Below are 15,930 nucleotides of genomic sequence, written 5' to 3'. Positions count from 1 at the left end.
CAAATCAAACAAAAAAAGCCCTCCGCCCGCAAAGGACGAAAGGCTTGCTTCCGTGGTACCACCTTTATTCCGCGCAGCTTCATGCATGAAGCGCGTGGCTCTCAAACAGATAACGGCTGCGGCCGGCAAATGCTAAGTCAGCTATTCCGCAAGTAGCGGACGCTTGCCATCACATTCACAACTCCAGGGCGACTTCGTTCGGTTGCTTCCTATGGAACCTTTCAGCGCTGCAGTTCCACTCTCTGAAGGGCATTCCGCCTACTACTCCCTATCAACGTTTCCAGTATTACTCAAAATGGTTTACATCATATGATAACGAACATTTCAAATAGAGTCAATATATCATTCCAGTATTACCGATTATGTGTAAAATATGCTTGCACGAATCAAGATGTTCCGGCAAAAATAAAAGCCCCTAGCCGCGAAAGCAGCCAGAAGCTTTTGTTTATGTATCCGGTTTATTGCCCTGGCAGATAGATAACCTGCCCTGCCGAAATCTCCTGATCGCTGAGCCGGTTCAAAAGCTGCAGCTCGCGCGGGTTAATCTGATAGCGCTTGGCAATCGCCTCTAACGTTTCTTCCTTTTGAACGATGCACATTTTGACCTTTCTAAATTCCTGCGAATTCGCCTGGCGAAGGAACAGCCGTTTCCATTCGACGGCATCGATCCGCGACTCCTCAGCAAGCGCAGCCTGCGCTTCTTCCTCCGCCCGCCTCTTATCCGTAAGGTAAGAGCCCGCTTTTGAAAGTAACGATTTGAGGCCGTACGGGTTGAGGTCCACTGCCTCGTTGGCCTTTTTGCCGAACGCAACCTTGAGATCCTTCTTCTCTTCCGTAACCACCGTGCTGTCCGAATGGGGGGTCACCTTCAATTCGGTTTGTTCAATCTCGACGATGGCCGAACCGCCATCACTATACTCATCTTCCTCAATGGCCGGCGGTGATGGCTGTGAAGAATGCTCGGAGACAGAAGCTTCATTCACCGGCATTGGTTCAGGCATCATATGAACCATTGGCGGCTCTTGTGGAACGGACTCCGGATATGGCATGGGGGTTGGTTCTTCGCGCGGAGCCTCTTGAATCGGCTGTGTGGGATTGGCTGGAGGCGGCTCGAAGCGTTGGATATCGACCTCATGCACGAACGTAACTTCCTCTTCTTCCTTCCAGCTCTCTACCGGTGCAGAAACGATCTCGACGCCTTGCAGAGACAGCACGCCCGTCACATTCAAACTTCTCGCGGAAAGCAAATCAATGTCGAAATTCTCAATCTCCACTTGAATATCTTCCACACGATGAATGCGATTTAAAGGCAATGTGATCTCAACTGGAATCAAATGCTCTAGCAGTCTGGGCGCTCCCCCTTCTTCACTGGCATAATTGCCTGTCAACAGCAAATTCCCTTTCAGTATCGCTTGATCATCCAAAGTAAGCACCTGAATGTGAGGAGACAACTCTACATCGTTCAACTCCTGTATACCCGCCAAATTCTCTTGCAAGTGAACACGCTCATAGATATCGAATCTTAGACCTGGTTGTTGTTCAGACACCGGATTAATCCTCCCTTCCATCAACCCCGGATGCCGGAGGGCATTCTCGGATTGTTGGACCATTTACTTGTTTGTCTTTCTAAGTATATGGGTGGGAAGAGCATGGCATGACTACATTTTTGTCGCAGCCTCGACTTTGGCCAGCAATTGCTGAAAATCAAGCGGCAAATTCGCATGAACTTCAATCGGCTTTTGCGTAACAGGATGCTCGAAGGTAAGCCTCTCCCCATGGAGGGCTTGGCGGTGAAATAAACGGGAAGAACCCCCGTATAGAGAATCTCCGGCAAGCGGATGGCCGAGGTGACTTAGATGGACTCGAATCTGATGCGTTCGGCCTGTATCCAGCTCCAATTCTACCAGCGCTGCATGTTTCAGTTGGCGAAGTACCCGGTAGTGCGTCACCGCTTGATCTCCGCCGGGAGTCACTCGGCGCTTGCCGGAATGATGGCGGTCTTTGCCGATAGGTGCGTCTATGACCCCTTGCTTCGTTTTGAATACGCCTTCCGCTATCGCTACATAACGCCTGTCAATCCGCTTATCGCGCATGGCTTCATCGAGCAGGACATGGGCCCATTCATTTTTAGCATATAGTACAGCGCCTGTCGTATCTTGATCTAAACGATGAATATGCCGCACGGCACAGGCTTGACCTGTCGATTGATAATAGGAAGCGACTGCCGAAGCCAGCGTACCGCCTTGGCCCGCTTCCGAAGGATGAACGGACATCCCTGCCGGTTTATTGACGACTAGACAGAAATCATCTTCAAAGAGGATCTCAATATCATGCTCTTCAGGTTTGAAGGTTCCTTCTTCATTCGGAAACACCTGGAGTCTCACCAAGTCGTCTTGAACCCGAATACGACCCTGAGACGCTAAGCGCAAAAAGTATTTGCGAGGCACGGGCAGCAAAGCTGCAATTTCGTCTACGGCCCCTGGCCTCAATGGCTTCCACGCCGCATTCGGAAGGGGCAGCTCCAACCATTCGCCGCTGCGCTTCCACGCTGTCATGAACGTGTTCCTCTATGAAAAGAGAATAGAATAGCAAGCAAGATTAATAAAAAGATAAAAGTCAAAGCCATTAAATCTATAGGAAAATCAAAAAAGTAGTATCGTTTCATGGATCAATAACTCCTTAAGGATAGTTGGATGGCGTACACTTTATTTTAACAATTACCAATATCAATTGCATGCAAAAATATGATAATATAAGTCTAGTATTGATTTTTTTCGACATTATATCATCAAATAGCATACTAGAGCAGGAGAGGGACAACTTGGGTAGTTCAATTTTAGAACATTTTCGCAGCTACAGTTGGTTGAAGCGCATTTTACTAGTTATAGCAGCATGTACATTCCTTAGTTCAAGCTTTTTATATCTGACTCCGCCGGGAACATTCATCCGCGAGTATTTAGCCAAGACCGTCATCACCACGCAGCATCGGGATTGGGCTTGGATTTTCGTAGGCGCTCAGCGCAGAGACCAAATGGTTCTTGAAATGCAAAATTTGACCGAAGTCAACTCGGTTGAAAAGCAAGACTTGCATGCCGTTCAATTCAATACAAATCGTCCTCTTGAAAGTCTTGTAAAGGTCGAGGACATTTCCGGCCAGTTCTGGAAAGGCAAAAAGATGTATGTCTATGATCCGCGTACCATTCGCGTTGTTGTTCCCGCTAAACAAGGGGAAGGCGAGCGAATCACCTCCATGGTTCAGCGCACAGGCGCTGTCGCTGGTGTAAACGGCGGAGGATTTAACGATCCGGACGGTCTAGGAAACGGATTTGCCCCAATTGGAGCTATTATGTCCGGCGGAGAAATCCTTTATACCGACCAAGAAGGCAGCATTCCGCAGCACATTGTAGGGTTTACCAAAGAAGGCACGCTCATCATCGGGAAATACACGATTGACGATTTGCTCAAGCTCGGCGTTACGGATGCCGTCTCTTTCTATCCGCGCGTTATCGCAAACGGCAAACCGCTCATTACGAGCGGCGATGGCGGCTGGGGACGAGCGCCTCGTACAGCAGTAGGCCAAAAGGCCGACGGTACCGTCATCTTCATCGTTATCGACGGCCGTCAAACCCATAGTGTCGGCGCAACGCTCAAGGAAGTACAAGATTTGTTCCTAGAGGATGGCGTCATCAATGCAGGGTTCTTGGATGGCGGAGCATCTTCCGAAATGGTGTACAATGATGAACTGATTACGAAGCCTTCCAGCCGGTACGGCGAGCGCCGCTTGCCTTCAGCTTTCCTCGTTTTCGACCATCCGGATGAGGTGAAAGTGAAAAACGTTTGGGCGGGTCTTACAACCATCGATCCCGGCGGTGCTTATGATCATCCTGATTTCTTGAAAGAACAAGCAGAGAAGAAAGCAAACCCGCCAAAAGCAACACCAAAACCATCGGCTACGCCAACACCGTCAACGAAACCTGAATCCAGCAACGAGGCAGGCAAGAATGGCGGAGCATCGCAGCCTCCTTCAGAATCGGACAACGGTTCTGCCAAACCAAACACATCGGCGAAGCCGCAAACTTCACCAACGCCGACGCCTCCGGGTTCAGGAACTCCGACTCCCACTCCAGGAACAGGAACTGGAACGGGCACAGGATCAGGAAACGGCAGCGGCACAACAGGTACCGGAGGCTCCACAACTGGAGCTTCCGCAACGCCTAAACCGAGCGCGACGCCAACGCCGAGCTCGACCACTACGCAAGGGCAAGGCCAACAACAAGGCCAACAAGGTCAACAGCAAGGTCAGCAGCAAACCAGCGGCAATGGAGCGAGCCCTTCCCAGCCACCGGCCAGCACTCCACCTTCAGCAAACTAGTTTGGTTGGCTACATAGATTGCACAAGAGGCTGTATCCGAGCTCATCGTAGATGAACTCGGATACAGCCTCTTTGTTGCATTAGGAAGCAGTTAGTCTCTTATTTTCGCAAAAGGAGTCTTAATGTCTCTCAAGTAGATAAATCTAATTAGCGGCCCCTCTGTTATTGTGCAAATAGGAGCTACTTAAGACTCTTATTGCTTCGCTTGGGGGCAGTTTTCACATGTTCCACGGAGATAGAAGTCTCCAAAGACTTCTATTCTTAAAAAATCGCCTCATTTTGCTCAAATAGAAGCCCCTATAGACTCCTATTGCTTCGTATGAGGCAGTTTTCGCTTGTTCCACCGGAAATAGAAGTCTCCAAAGACTTCTATTCATGAATAATCCCCTCATTTTGCGCAAATAGAAGCCCTTAAAGACTCCTATTGCTTCATGTGAGGCAGTTTTCGCATGTTCCACCGGAAATAGAAGTCTCCAAAGACTTCTATTCTTGAAAAATCACCACATATTGCGAAAATAGAAGCCCCTATTAGACTCCTATTGTTTCGTACGGGGCAGTTTTCGCATGTTCTAACAGAGATAGAAGTCTCCAAAGACTTCTATTCTTGAAAAACCCCCTCATATTGCACAAATAGGGGCTGCCCCAAGGTCTTATGACCTCGGGACAACCCCTTCCCTTGACCGCGGGACCAGCATGGCCAGCTTACAAACGTCTCAACGCCTCACGATGCGCGTCAATCGTCGCCGCGATGTCTTCATCCGTGTGCGCCGTGGATACAAACATGCCTTCGAACTGCGAAGGCGCAACCGAAACGCCTAAATCGAGCAAATGACCAAAGTAAGCGTTAAATTTAGCTAAATCAGCTGTTTTGGCCGTCTCGTAATTCGTAACCTTCTGCTCCGTGAAAAACGGACAAACCATCGAGCCTACCCGATTAATGGTGCTTGCTACGCCAAATTCCGCCGCATTCCGGGTGAATCCGGCTTCAAGCATCGCGGATTTGCGCTCAAGCTCCTCGTATACATTCGGCTCGCCCAAGAGGGACAAAGTCGCAAAGCCAGCAGCCATCGCTAACGGATTTCCGGACAACGTGCCCGCTTGGTAAATCGGACCCGCAGGAGCCATATGCTCCATAATGTCCAGACGGCCTCCATAAGCGCCGACAGGAAGCCCACCGCCGATAACCTTACCCAAACAGGTTAAGTCCGGTGTAACGCCGTACAGGCCTTGTGCGCAGTTCTTATGCACGCGGAAGCCTGTCATCACTTCATCAAAAATAAGCAAACTTCCGTATTGCTTCGTTATCTCACGCAAACCTTCCAAGAACCCCGGAGCCGGAGGGACAACGCCCATATTCCCAGCGATAGGTTCAACGATCAGAGCGGCGATTTCTTCACCGAACTTCTCAAACACTAATCTCACAGAATCCAAATCATTGTAAGGCACCGTGATCGTATTCGTGGCCACACTGCTAGGGACACCCGGACTGTCAGGCAAACCAAGCGTGGCAACGCCGGAACCGGCTTTGATCAGCAAGGAATCCGCATGACCATGGTAGCTTCCTTCGAACTTGACGATCTTGTCCCGCTTCGTATATCCGCGGGCTAACCGCAAAGCGCTCATCGTCGCTTCTGTTCCTGAATTCACCATACGCACCATATCAATCGACGGTACGCGGTCAATGACCAGCTGCGCCATTTGCGTCTCCAAAAGTGTGGGCGCGCCAAAGCTCGTCCCCTTCTCGGCTGTCGCTTTAATCGCTTCCAGCACCGCAGGATGCGCATGCCCTACGATAAGCGGTCCCCAAGAGCCTACATAATCAATAAACGTGTTGCCGTCAATGTCCGTGACGCGGGAACCAACGCCTTTTTCCATGAATAAAGGAGTCAGCCCAACGGATTTGAAAGCGCGAACGGGACTGTTGACGCCGCCTGGAATGATCTTCTTGGCTTCTTGAAATGCGGCTGAAGAGCGCGTGTCGATTCTGCTCGAATTTTCCATAATTTTATACCCCCCATTAAACTTTGTATGATAAACTGTTGACATAAAACAGATCAAAAGGCGGTGCCGATCATGCTTGAAATCATTAAAAAAGTACCCTTATTCGCCCGGCTGAACGAACATCAGCAAGACGCTTTGGCACAGATTTGCACGAGACGATCCTTCAAAGGGAATACCGTCCTGTTTTCCGAAAAGGATACGGGCAACGTCTTTTATATGGTTGTAAGCGGATCTGTCAAAATCTTCACAACGGGCAGCTCCGGCGAGGAGAAAATACTGTCCATCTGCAAGTCGGGCGAGAGCTTTGGCGAGCTGTCCCTAATCGACGGCAAGCCGCGCTCGGCTTCCGCACAAACGCTGGAAGACTGCGTGCTGCTATCGATGACAGCGCAAAACTTTCTCGATCTGCTGCGCAATCATTTTGACATTACTTTAGTCATTATGCAAGAACTTAGCCACCGGCTGCGCGATACAAACCAACAAGTGTATGATTTGACCTTTTTGGACGCCAGAACGCGCGTCATCAAAAGCTTAATCACAATGGCCAATAAACATGGCATCCGTTCCGGCCATACGATTACGATCAAGCTCGTGCTCAATTTCGATGAAATTTCACAGCTCGCCGGCGTTCAAAAAACGACGCTCATGCAGGTTATCCGCGATTTAGAGGAAAAACAAATCTTGGCCATCTCCCCTTCCGACTTCAAGTTGGATCTGGCCAAGCTGCGTTAGACGGAGCCGGCTGTTACAGCAGGCTCCTTAGCGGAAACACGGTCTGCAAGCTGCCAGGCAGCCTCTTTCCCCTGCCTGATGCAGTCAGGCAGGCCGACGCCATGGAAGCCCGCCCCCGTTACCAACACCTGAGGCATTGCAGCCTCCAACTCCTCCCGGAAGCGCGCGATCTGCTCCAAATGCCCGACCGGGTATTGAGGCATGGAATGCATGAGCCGCGTTACCTCCGTAAACAATGGCTCGGCCGTTAAACCAAGCAAGCTGCGCAAATCGTGACGCGCTTTGCTGATTAACTGCGCATCCGACAAGGCAGGCCATTCCTGCTCGCCGGAACGGCCGATGTAGCAGCGCAGCAGCACCTTGCCGTCCGGCGCCGTGTGCAGCCATTTGGCAGAGGTTAGCGTGCACGCCGTGATCGTACTGCCTTCACTCCTCGGAACCAGGAAGCCCGAGGCATCCAGTTCGAACGGAATATCTTTACGGTCGAACGCCATAATGACATTTGCCACAGAGATATAGTCAATTTTGTTCAATTCGCTCGCTGCGGGGAAGTGAGCTAGCATCTTGGCAGCCTGATGCACCGGCGACGTTAGAATAACGCCATCGACCATTTCGCTTCGGCCGTCTTCGAATACCACCTCAGCTTGCTGTCCTGACTGCCGCACGGAAGCAACCCCAACGCCGGTTCGCAGATCGGTCGAATCCAGCGCAGCGACTAAGCCGGAGACCAGTGTCTGCAGCCCTTTTTTGAACGTCACGAAAACGGAATTCCGGACAGCCGAAGGTAAGTGCGCCGTTTCTTCGGCCACGTTTTTTCGGCTTGCCATCATCCCAAGGATCAAGCTTCGATGCTTCTGCTCCATCGTTCGAAACTGAGGGAACGTAGATTTCAAGCTGAGCTTGAACGTATCCCCGGCATAAATGCCTGCTAACAACGGTTCCACGATGCGTTCCAGCACTTCTTTGCCTAATCGCCGTTCCAAGAAATGTCCGAGAGATTCGTCGTTCGTCACTTCACGCTTAGGCAGGACCAAATCCAACGCCGCCCGCAATTTGCCTAGAGGCGAGATGAGGCCCGTCTTCATGAACGGTGTCATTTGTGTGGGGATACCGAGCACTAAACCCGGCGGCATCGGGTGGAGCTTGCCCTGACGAACAATAAAGGTCTTCTTGGCCTTAGGATTGGTACCGGTAAGCTCATGCTCAAGTCCGAGGTCATACGCCAGATCAATAATGGGCCGTTTCCGCGCAAGGAAAGAGTCGGGCCCCTTTTCAATCACGAAGCCCTCTTTCTCAAGCGTATGAATTTTCCCGCCAAATGACGGCGATTTCTCCACAACCGAAATACGGAATGGAGCACCTTCCGACTCCAAACGTTTTTTTAAGTAAAAAGCAGCGCTAAGCCCTGTGATTCCCCCGCCAACAATCATGTAGTGAGGAATACGGGTACTCATGACTGTTCACTGACTTCTTGCCATTTCGTATGCACAACATCGCTTAGCGTCTCCATGTAGAGGGGGTCGGTATTAAGCGATTCCGTTCGTTCCAAATGCACGCCCAGCTCCTTAGCCAAGGCTTGCGCTTCAATATCGATATCGTAAAGAACCTCAAGATGATCGGAAACGAATCCGATCGGACACAGCAGAACGTTCTTCACGCCTTCTTCTTTGTGAATTTGCTGCAGGACATCCAGGATGTCCGGTCCAAGCCACGGCATGGCCGTTTGGCCTGCGCTCTGCCAACCGAACTGCCAGTTCGTCAACCCGACACGCTCCGCAATAGCTTTAGAAGTAGCAAGCAATTGGTCCGGGTACGGGTCCTTCATTTCAAGAATTTTCTCCGGCAGGCTGTGCGCCGTAAAAATCACGCGAATATCGCTGCGCTGCGCATCGCCGAACTTCGTTAGCGCCTTCTCAACCCGCGTGCTTAGAGCATCGATCAGCTTAGGATGAAGATGATAGTCCAGGACAAAGCTCATTTTAAGACCCAGCTCCTCAGCCTTCTCCTTCGCTCTTTTCACGTAGCCGCCAACGCTCATCGTGGAGTAGTGAGGCGCCAGAACGACACCTACAGCTTCCGTAAGCCCGTCTTTAACCATTTGCTCAACGCCGTCTTCAACGTACGGCTGAGCGTGCTTCAGGCCTTGATAGCACACGAACTCCGCTTCCCGATGTTCGGCGCGCAATGTGTCCTCAAGCCCCTTCACTTGCTTATTCGTATTTTCACGCAGCGGAAAGAATCCGCCTACAATCGCTTCATACCTTGCAGTTAATTCGTGCAACTGCTCGGGAGTAGGCGGAGAACCGCGTCTAATATGTGTGTAATACGCTTCCACTTGATCCAGGCTTTCCGGAGTCCCGTAAGACATGACTAATACACCAACACGACGTTTGGTCATCCTAAACACCACTCTTTTCTGCTTGTTGAGTTAATACGGAACGCGAGTACGCATGAATGAACGCTGTCAAATCTTTGAGCTTTTCAAGCGACGCTTCCGGGAACAGCCCGTGCCCCAGGTTGAAAATATAACCCGGCTTCTTCATTCCCTCATCCATGATGGCTTTCGCCTGCTGCTCAATCACATGCATCGGGGCCGTTAACACATAAGGATCCAAGTTTCCTTGCACGGCAAAACGCTCGCCAACCCGTTCACGCCCTACCGAGATCGGAATACGCCAATCCAGACCGATGACATCGGCTTGCAGGTTATTCAAATAAGGGAGCAGTTCGCCCGAGCTTACGCCAGGGAAATAAATTTTAGGCTCCTTCAAGTGGGAAAGCTCTTTGAAAATACGCTCCATTGTTGGCAGCACATACAGCTTGAAATCGGCAGGAGAAAGCGCGCCTACCCAGCTGTCGAACACTTGAACCGCTTTAGCTCCTGCAGCGATATGGGCTTTCAAATAGGTAATCACCATATCTCCAAGTTTGTCCATTAACGCAAACCAAACAGCAGGCTCGGCGTACATAAGCTGCTTAGTGCGAATATAGCTTTTAGATGGCTTCCCTTCAATCAAGTAACTGGCAATCGTAAATGGCGCACCCGCAAAAGAAATAAGCGGAACTTCCAGCTCTTTGTCCAAAATCCGAATGGTCTCAATGATATGGGATAAATCCTTCTCCACGTCAATAGGACGCAAACGCTCAACATCCTGTTCAGTACGAACCGGCGTATGAATGACAGGACCAATATCCTTGACAATATCAAAATCGACCCCAAGTGAAGCCACGGGATTCATAATGTCTGAATATAAAATTGCCGCATCAACACCGAGCTTCTTAATCGGCATCATCGTAACTTCTGCAGCAAGCTCAGGCTGTTTGCAAATTTCGAGCAGCGTATATTTCTCTTTAATCTTGCGGTAATCCGGGTCGTAACGTCCGGCTTGACGCATATACCAGACCGGCAGCGTATCGACCTGTTCTTTCCGGCATGCTTTAATAAAATTGTCGTTATAGCTCATGAGGCACCTTCCTCTTGTTTCCATCTATTCTCATTCATTATGCCCTAATTATACCCCTGTCACAACCGACGTAAGCTCACGTTTTGCGACAATAGTATGACAAAAGAACCATCCGCGTCTAGCCGGGGCAGCCGTTCAATTTCCTCGGGAAACTGCTCGTCTGCTCTTCTAGGATGAATGGTTCTGATCTGTGAAAAAATTAGCTGTTCTTCAGATAACGGGCAATATCTTTAGCAAAATAAGTCAGGATAATATCGGCGCCTGCGCGCTTGAAGCTCAGCATCGTTTCCATAACGATCGCTTCTTCATTCACCCAACCCTGCAAAGCGGCAGCTTTGATCATGGAGTATTCGGCACTCACATTGTAAGCCACTACCGGCAAGTCGAAATTATCTTTGAGCATCCGAATGATGTCCATGTAAGCAAGAGCCGGCTTCACCATTAAGAAGTCCGCGCCTTCTACAACGTCGCTTTCCGCTTCGCGCAGCGCTTCTCTGCCATTGGCCGGATCCATTTGATACGTTTTGCGATCGCCGAATTGCGGCGTGGAATGAGCGGCATCCCGGAATGGGCCGTAATATGCCGAAGCATATTTCACCGAGTACGCCATGATCGGCGTATTCTCGTATCCGGCTTCGTCCAGACCTGAACGAATGGCATGCACGTAACCGTCCATCATGTTGGATGGCGCAATAATATCCGCACCGGCTTTGGCTTGGGAAACCGCCGTTCGAACCAGCAGCTCCAGGGATGGATCATTAGCCACATCGGCTGCCCCTGTTACCGGGTGATGGTGAATCACGCCGCAGTGACCTGTATCCGTGAACTGACACAAGCACGTATCAGCAATAATGAGCAAGTTCGGGTTCAACTCTTTAATAAAACGGGTTGCTTGTTGGACGATGCCGTCTTCCATGTACGCGGATGTGCCTTTTGCGTCTTTGTGATCAGGAACGCCGAACAGAAGAATGGCTTGAATTCCCAGCGATGTAATTTCGTCGATCTCAGCTTTCAGCATATCCAGCGACAAATGATAAACACCGGGCATAGAGGCTATCTCTGATTTTACATTCGTCCCGTGCGTAACAAAAATCGGCTGTACCAAGTCGTTGACCGTTACTTGATTTTCACGAACTAAATTGCGAATAGCTGCATTACCGCGCAAGCGGCGGTTACGAACAATGGGGAAACTCATGAGGATTCCGCCTCCTTATTTGGCTGGACAATCCGAACAGCTTCAACTGCGGCCGGTCGGATGCCGTTTATTTAGGTTGAATCATGCTTTGAACGAGTGAAGCAACTGTGGCCTCTTCGGCCATATGCGTGACCGGCAGACCGTATCGTCGCACCGTATCTGCGGTTTTGGGTCCGATGCATGCAATTTCAACACCTTGCAGAAGGGATACCGGATCTTCGATTCCCAACTGCTTCAAGGCTTCTATCAAATTCGTTACGGTCGATGAGCTAGTAAAAGTGATGATATGAATGCTTTGATTTTGAAGCAAATGAATGACTTCGGCACCGTCGTCTGTGGTGAGTACATTCTCGTACACATCTACTTCAGCAACTTGCAGACCTAACTCGCGAAGTTTAGCGGGCAAATAATCACGTGCCAAATCCGCTGTTGGCAAAAGGACTTTCTGACCCTTTATCAAATCGGATTGAATCGCCTCAAGCAGGTCTTCCGCTTGAAACTTGCTTGGGAGCACATCAGCGATAATTCCCCGGTCGGCAAGCGCTTCGGCAGTTTTGGGTCCTACTGCGGCAATGCGGGCATTGCCCATTCTGCGAACATCGATCCCTAGCTGGCGCAAACGGTTGAAGAAAAACTCCACCCCATTCACACTAGTCAACAAAATCCAATCGTACGTATGCAGTTCATTTAAAGCTTCATCCAAGGCTTGCTGAGCTTCCGGACTGCTTGGCGGCTGCAGCTTGATCACTGGGAATTCAACGGGTTCTCCCCCCAGATCGTCGATCAAATCAACCAGCTCGCTCGCTTGACTTCTTGCTCGGGTCACCAGAACTCGGCGGCCAAAAAGCGGCTTCTTCTCGACCCAAGCCAGCTTCTCGCGCAGCTTCACAACCTCGCCGACAATAATGACTGCGGGTGATTTGAACTCAGCCTCTTTCACTTTGTTTGTAATATCGGCCAATGTTCCTGTGATGGTAGCCTGATCGGCCCAGGTGCCCCACCGGACAAGCGCAACCGGCGTTTCCGGCGATTTGCCGCAGCGGATCAATTCGCGGCAAATTTGTTCCAGATTCGCCACGCCCATCAAGAAAACCATCGTGCCGATGGCTTTGGCCAGGTGCTCCCAGTCCAATCCGGAGTATGTTTTATTCGGATACTCGTGCCCCGTAATAATCGCGAACGACGAAGTGAAATTGCGGTGTGTGACCGGAATTCCCGCATAGGCCGGAACGGCAATCGATGACGTGATGCCCGGGATGATGTCGAAAGTCACATCGTGCTCCGCAAGCAGCTCCGCTTCCTCGCCTACCCGTCCGAAAACGCTGGGATCGCCACCCTTGAGACGGGTCACGATTTTCCCTTGCAGAGCCAAATCTACGAGCAAATGATTGATTTCTTCTTGCTTTAATATATGCTTGTCCGGAAGCTTGCCGACAAAAATCAGCTCAGCGTCCGGTCTGCGATGCTTAAGTAAACGAGGGTTTGCCAGGCGGTCATAGACGATCACATCCGCCTTCTGAATAGCTTCCATGCCACGAACTGAGATCAGCTTGGGGTCTCCTGGACCTGCGCCAACGAGATAAACTCTCCCTTTGCTCAAGCGGCTCACTCCCTCACCTCAGCTAAGATACGTTCAGCCCCTTGCGCGATCAGCTTGTCCGCAATGAGTCGGCCTAGCGCTTCCGGATCGCTCCCGGAAGCCGTTTCCTTCAGCATGGTCGCGCCATCCGGCGTGCCGACCATGCCCGTCAGCGTAAGCAGCGGCGCCTCGAGCCCGCTGCCGGCTTCGCTTACGCTCGCGTAAGCGCCGAGCGGCACCTGGCAGCCTCCATTGAGTCTGCCGAGGAAAGCCCGCTCTGCTCGCACCGCGAGCGCAGTAGGCTCATGCTGGAACTTGCCCAGCAGGTCCAGCACGAACGCGTCGCCGCCCCGGCACTCGATGCAGAGCGCCCCCTGCCCTACGGCAGGGAGGCACTCTGCGGGCGGCAAGTAGGCGCTGATGCGATCCTGCCAGCCGATCCGGTGCAAACCGGCCGCGGCCAGCATAATCGCATCGAAGTTCTCTTCCTCGAGCTTGCGCAGCCTCGAGTCGATGTTGCCCCGGAGCGACTCGATGCGGAGGTCCGGGCGGAGATGCTGCAGTTGGCTCGCTCGGCGCAGCGAACTAGTCCCGACAAGCGCCCCCTGCGGCAGCTCTTGCAGGGAACTGTACCCTCGCGTGATGAGCGCATCGCGCGCGTCTTCGCGCTTCGGTATCGCGCCCACGACAAGTCCGTCGGGAAGCTCGAAGGGCATATCCTTCATGCTGTGGACAGCCATGTCGATCTCGCCGTCGACAAGAGCCTGTTCGATTTCTTTGACGAACAAACCTTTGCCCCCTACCTTGGACAAAGTCACGTCCAAGATGCGGTCGCCTTTCGTGACAATTTTCTTAATTTCAAATTGACAGGCAATCCCGTGCTCCGCAGCAAGCTGCTTTAAAAGCTCTACCACTTGCCCCGTTTGCGTCAAGGCCAAAGCGCTTTGTCTAGTTCCTACAATAATGGTTTTCATCTCTACCCGCCTCCCTATACTTGCTGCCCGAAATCTTTGAACGTTGACCATGAAGGCCGGTCCGTATCCGGTTGACCCGCTTCTCCTGTCGGCCAAAGCTCTTTCTCTATAGCCATGTACAGCTTGTCCTTCCAACTCTCGAACGTGCCGGCGCGGATTTTGGCCAGTACGTCCCATTCCAGCATCTCTTTAAACATTCGTTGTCGCGCCTGCTTATCCGCTACTTTGCTTTGAACGAGATGACGCACCTCGCTAAGAAAATCAAGATAAGCTGCGTACTCCTCGCCATAACCGCTATCCAGTTCGCGGGCGATCTTACGAGCCGCAGATGGACTGGCGCCCCCCGTGGAAACAGCAATCACCAGTTTCCCTCTTCGCACAACGGAGGGTTGAATATAAGAGCTAAGCTCCGGCTGATCAACGACGTTGACCAGCTTGCCATGCTTGTTGGCAAGCTCGTAGACCTGCGCGTTAACTTCATCGTCGTTCGTAGCCGCCACAACGAGCGTATACGGCATGACAAGATCGCCTGTCATCATAGACGGATGAAACGTCTGCCTGTGCAGTACCACTTGCGAGCTTTGGCCCATCTCGGCTAGTACTGCCGTAAATGTCTGGCTGACAACAGTCACGAGGGCTCCTGCTTCAAGAAGCGAAAGCACCTTACGTTCAGCTATTGGCCCGCCGCCGATAACCAGACACTGCCTGCCCGCCAAATTCACCATAATCGGATACGGATGCTTCATGTCATCAGCTCCATATCCAGTCGTGGAATCCTGAAACCAGATTGGACACAACGAAGTTAATCACAACAATGAGGAAAGCAGCAAGGTTCCAAGCAGCTAATTTAAAGCCTGAAATCCGCATCGACTTTTGCTGGAATAAATAGAACGCATACGCAACCAAAACAAAGAAGGAATTAATCACCTTGGGATCATAGAGCAAGTTATGATTCCCTTCCAGTATAACCCAGACCACACCGAGACTTAATGCCATAAGAAGCAGCGGAGCCCCGATGATAACGGAAAAATACGTATAGTGCTCAATTTTCTCAAGGGACGGCAATCGCATCACCGTTTGAGAAAACTTTTTGGCCTTCAGCATACTGTGTAAAAATACGTACATGCACGAGAAGATAGCCGCAATGGAGAATGCCGCGTAGCTGCCAATTGCTAGAGTAATATGTATAAATAATAGCTCGTCGTTGATGTCCCAACCGGATTTGATCGGCATTACGTGGGGATTTCCAAATACGTTTAATGCCAGCATGGCAAATCCAAGCACATTCACAAAAAATACGAACAATTCAATCCGGAAAAAACGATTTACCAATAATGAAACCGTCACGAGCAGCCACGAAAACATGAACAGGACGTCCGATCGGGTAAATACCCATTCTGTCAAATGACCGTACAAATTAATGCCTAAGTAAGCGGTCTGCAGAACCCATACAAACAAAAGCAGCCCCGTCCCCATCCGTTTTGCGCTCCGGTTCGCATTCGCGAAGTCCGAAAAGTAAAACAGTAGGCTCAGGGCATACATATAAATCATCGCATCAAACAACCAGCTACGAGTTACCATGGCACCTCTCCCAGGCGATTAGCGCCTTTTTT

13 protein-coding genes are annotated in these 15,930 nt (G+C 50.9%); 2 read left to right on the top strand and 11 right to left on the bottom strand.

Annotation, left to right across the window (positions count from 1 at the left end; genetic code table 11):
- Nucleotides 1-458: 458 nt before the first annotated feature.
- Both GC097_RS29660 and GC097_RS29655 read right to left on the bottom strand, forming a co-directional pair.
- A complete protein-coding gene (locus GC097_RS29660; RefSeq protein ID WP_171686868.1) occupies nt 459-1,547 on the bottom strand; it encodes a LysM peptidoglycan-binding domain-containing protein in 1,089 nt (362 codons plus the stop codon).
- 111 nt (nt 1,548-1,658) lie between these two features.
- The gene (locus GC097_RS29655; protein WP_171686867.1) at nt 1,659-2,555 is read right to left on the bottom strand and encodes an RluA family pseudouridine synthase; all 897 of its coding nucleotides are present in this window, start codon (nt 2,553-2,555) and stop codon (nt 1,659-1,661) included.
- Nucleotides 2,556-2,821: 266 nt separating this feature from the next.
- Between GC097_RS29655 and GC097_RS29650 the strand changes: the two genes are divergently transcribed.
- Entirely contained in the window at nt 2,822-4,372 is a 1,551-nt protein-coding gene (locus tag GC097_RS29650) for a phosphodiester glycosidase family protein (RefSeq protein ID WP_246294539.1), read from the top strand.
- A gap of 702 nt (nt 4,373-5,074) precedes the next feature.
- Here the strand turns inward: GC097_RS29650 and hemL are convergent.
- A complete protein-coding gene (gene hemL, locus GC097_RS29645) occupies nt 5,075-6,373 on the bottom strand; it encodes a glutamate-1-semialdehyde 2,1-aminomutase (RefSeq protein ID WP_171686865.1) in 1,299 nt (432 codons plus the stop codon).
- Nucleotides 6,374-6,445: 72 nt separating this feature from the next.
- Here hemL and GC097_RS29640 point away from each other — a divergent pair, with 72 nt between their 5' ends.
- Nucleotides 6,446-7,105, top strand: coding sequence for a Crp/Fnr family transcriptional regulator (locus GC097_RS29640; RefSeq protein WP_171686864.1), 660 nt, complete (start codon nt 6,446-6,448; stop codon nt 7,103-7,105).
- Here GC097_RS29640 and hemG read toward each other — a convergent pair.
- The 8 genes from hemG to GC097_RS29600 all read right to left on the bottom strand — a co-directional run bounded on the left by hemG (nt 7,102) and on the right by GC097_RS29600 (nt 15,898).
- Nucleotides 7,102-8,559: a protoporphyrinogen oxidase gene (hemG, locus tag GC097_RS29635; RefSeq protein WP_171686863.1), complete on the bottom strand. Its 1,458-nt coding sequence runs from the start codon at nt 8,557-8,559 to the stop codon at nt 7,102-7,104. The genes GC097_RS29640 and hemG overlap by 4 nt on opposite strands.
- Entirely contained in the window at nt 8,556-9,503 is a 948-nt protein-coding gene (hemH, locus tag GC097_RS29630; protein WP_171686862.1) for a ferrochelatase, read from the bottom strand. The genes hemG and hemH overlap by 4 nt, the downstream gene beginning before the upstream one ends.
- A 1-nt stretch (nt 9,504) precedes the next feature.
- The gene (hemE, locus tag GC097_RS29625; protein ID WP_171686861.1) at nt 9,505-10,569 is read right to left on the bottom strand and encodes a uroporphyrinogen decarboxylase; all 1,065 of its coding nucleotides are present in this window, start codon (nt 10,567-10,569) and stop codon (nt 9,505-9,507) included.
- Between the two features lie 199 nt (nt 10,570-10,768).
- On the bottom strand, nt 10,769-11,764 hold the full coding sequence (gene hemB / locus GC097_RS29620) for a porphobilinogen synthase (protein ID WP_171686860.1): 996 nt from the start codon (nt 11,762-11,764) through the stop codon (nt 10,769-10,771).
- A gap of 67 nt (nt 11,765-11,831) precedes the next feature.
- The gene (cobA, locus tag GC097_RS29615; RefSeq protein WP_171686859.1) at nt 11,832-13,364 is read right to left on the bottom strand and encodes a uroporphyrinogen-III C-methyltransferase; all 1,533 of its coding nucleotides are present in this window, start codon (nt 13,362-13,364) and stop codon (nt 11,832-11,834) included.
- A 5-nt stretch (nt 13,365-13,369) separates the two neighbouring features.
- Complete coding sequence (hemC, locus tag GC097_RS29610; protein ID WP_171687013.1) at nt 13,370-14,317, bottom strand: hydroxymethylbilane synthase; 948 nt, start codon at nt 14,315-14,317, stop codon at nt 13,370-13,372.
- A gap of 14 nt (nt 14,318-14,331) precedes the next feature.
- The gene (locus tag GC097_RS29605) at nt 14,332-15,063 is read right to left on the bottom strand and encodes a precorrin-2 dehydrogenase/sirohydrochlorin ferrochelatase family protein (RefSeq protein WP_171686858.1); all 732 of its coding nucleotides are present in this window, start codon (nt 15,061-15,063) and stop codon (nt 14,332-14,334) included.
- A gap of 4 nt (nt 15,064-15,067) precedes the next feature.
- A complete protein-coding gene (locus GC097_RS29600) occupies nt 15,068-15,898 on the bottom strand; it encodes a cytochrome C assembly family protein (RefSeq protein ID WP_171686857.1) in 831 nt (276 codons plus the stop codon).
- Nucleotides 15,899-15,930: the final 32 nt, after the last annotated feature.

This window comes from Paenibacillus planticolens (genome assembly GCF_013141725.1).
Classification (GTDB): domain Bacteria; phylum Bacillota; class Bacilli; order Paenibacillales; family NBRC-103111; genus Paenibacillus_E; species Paenibacillus_E planticolens.
This window is presented reverse-complemented; position numbering and strand designations above follow the sequence as displayed.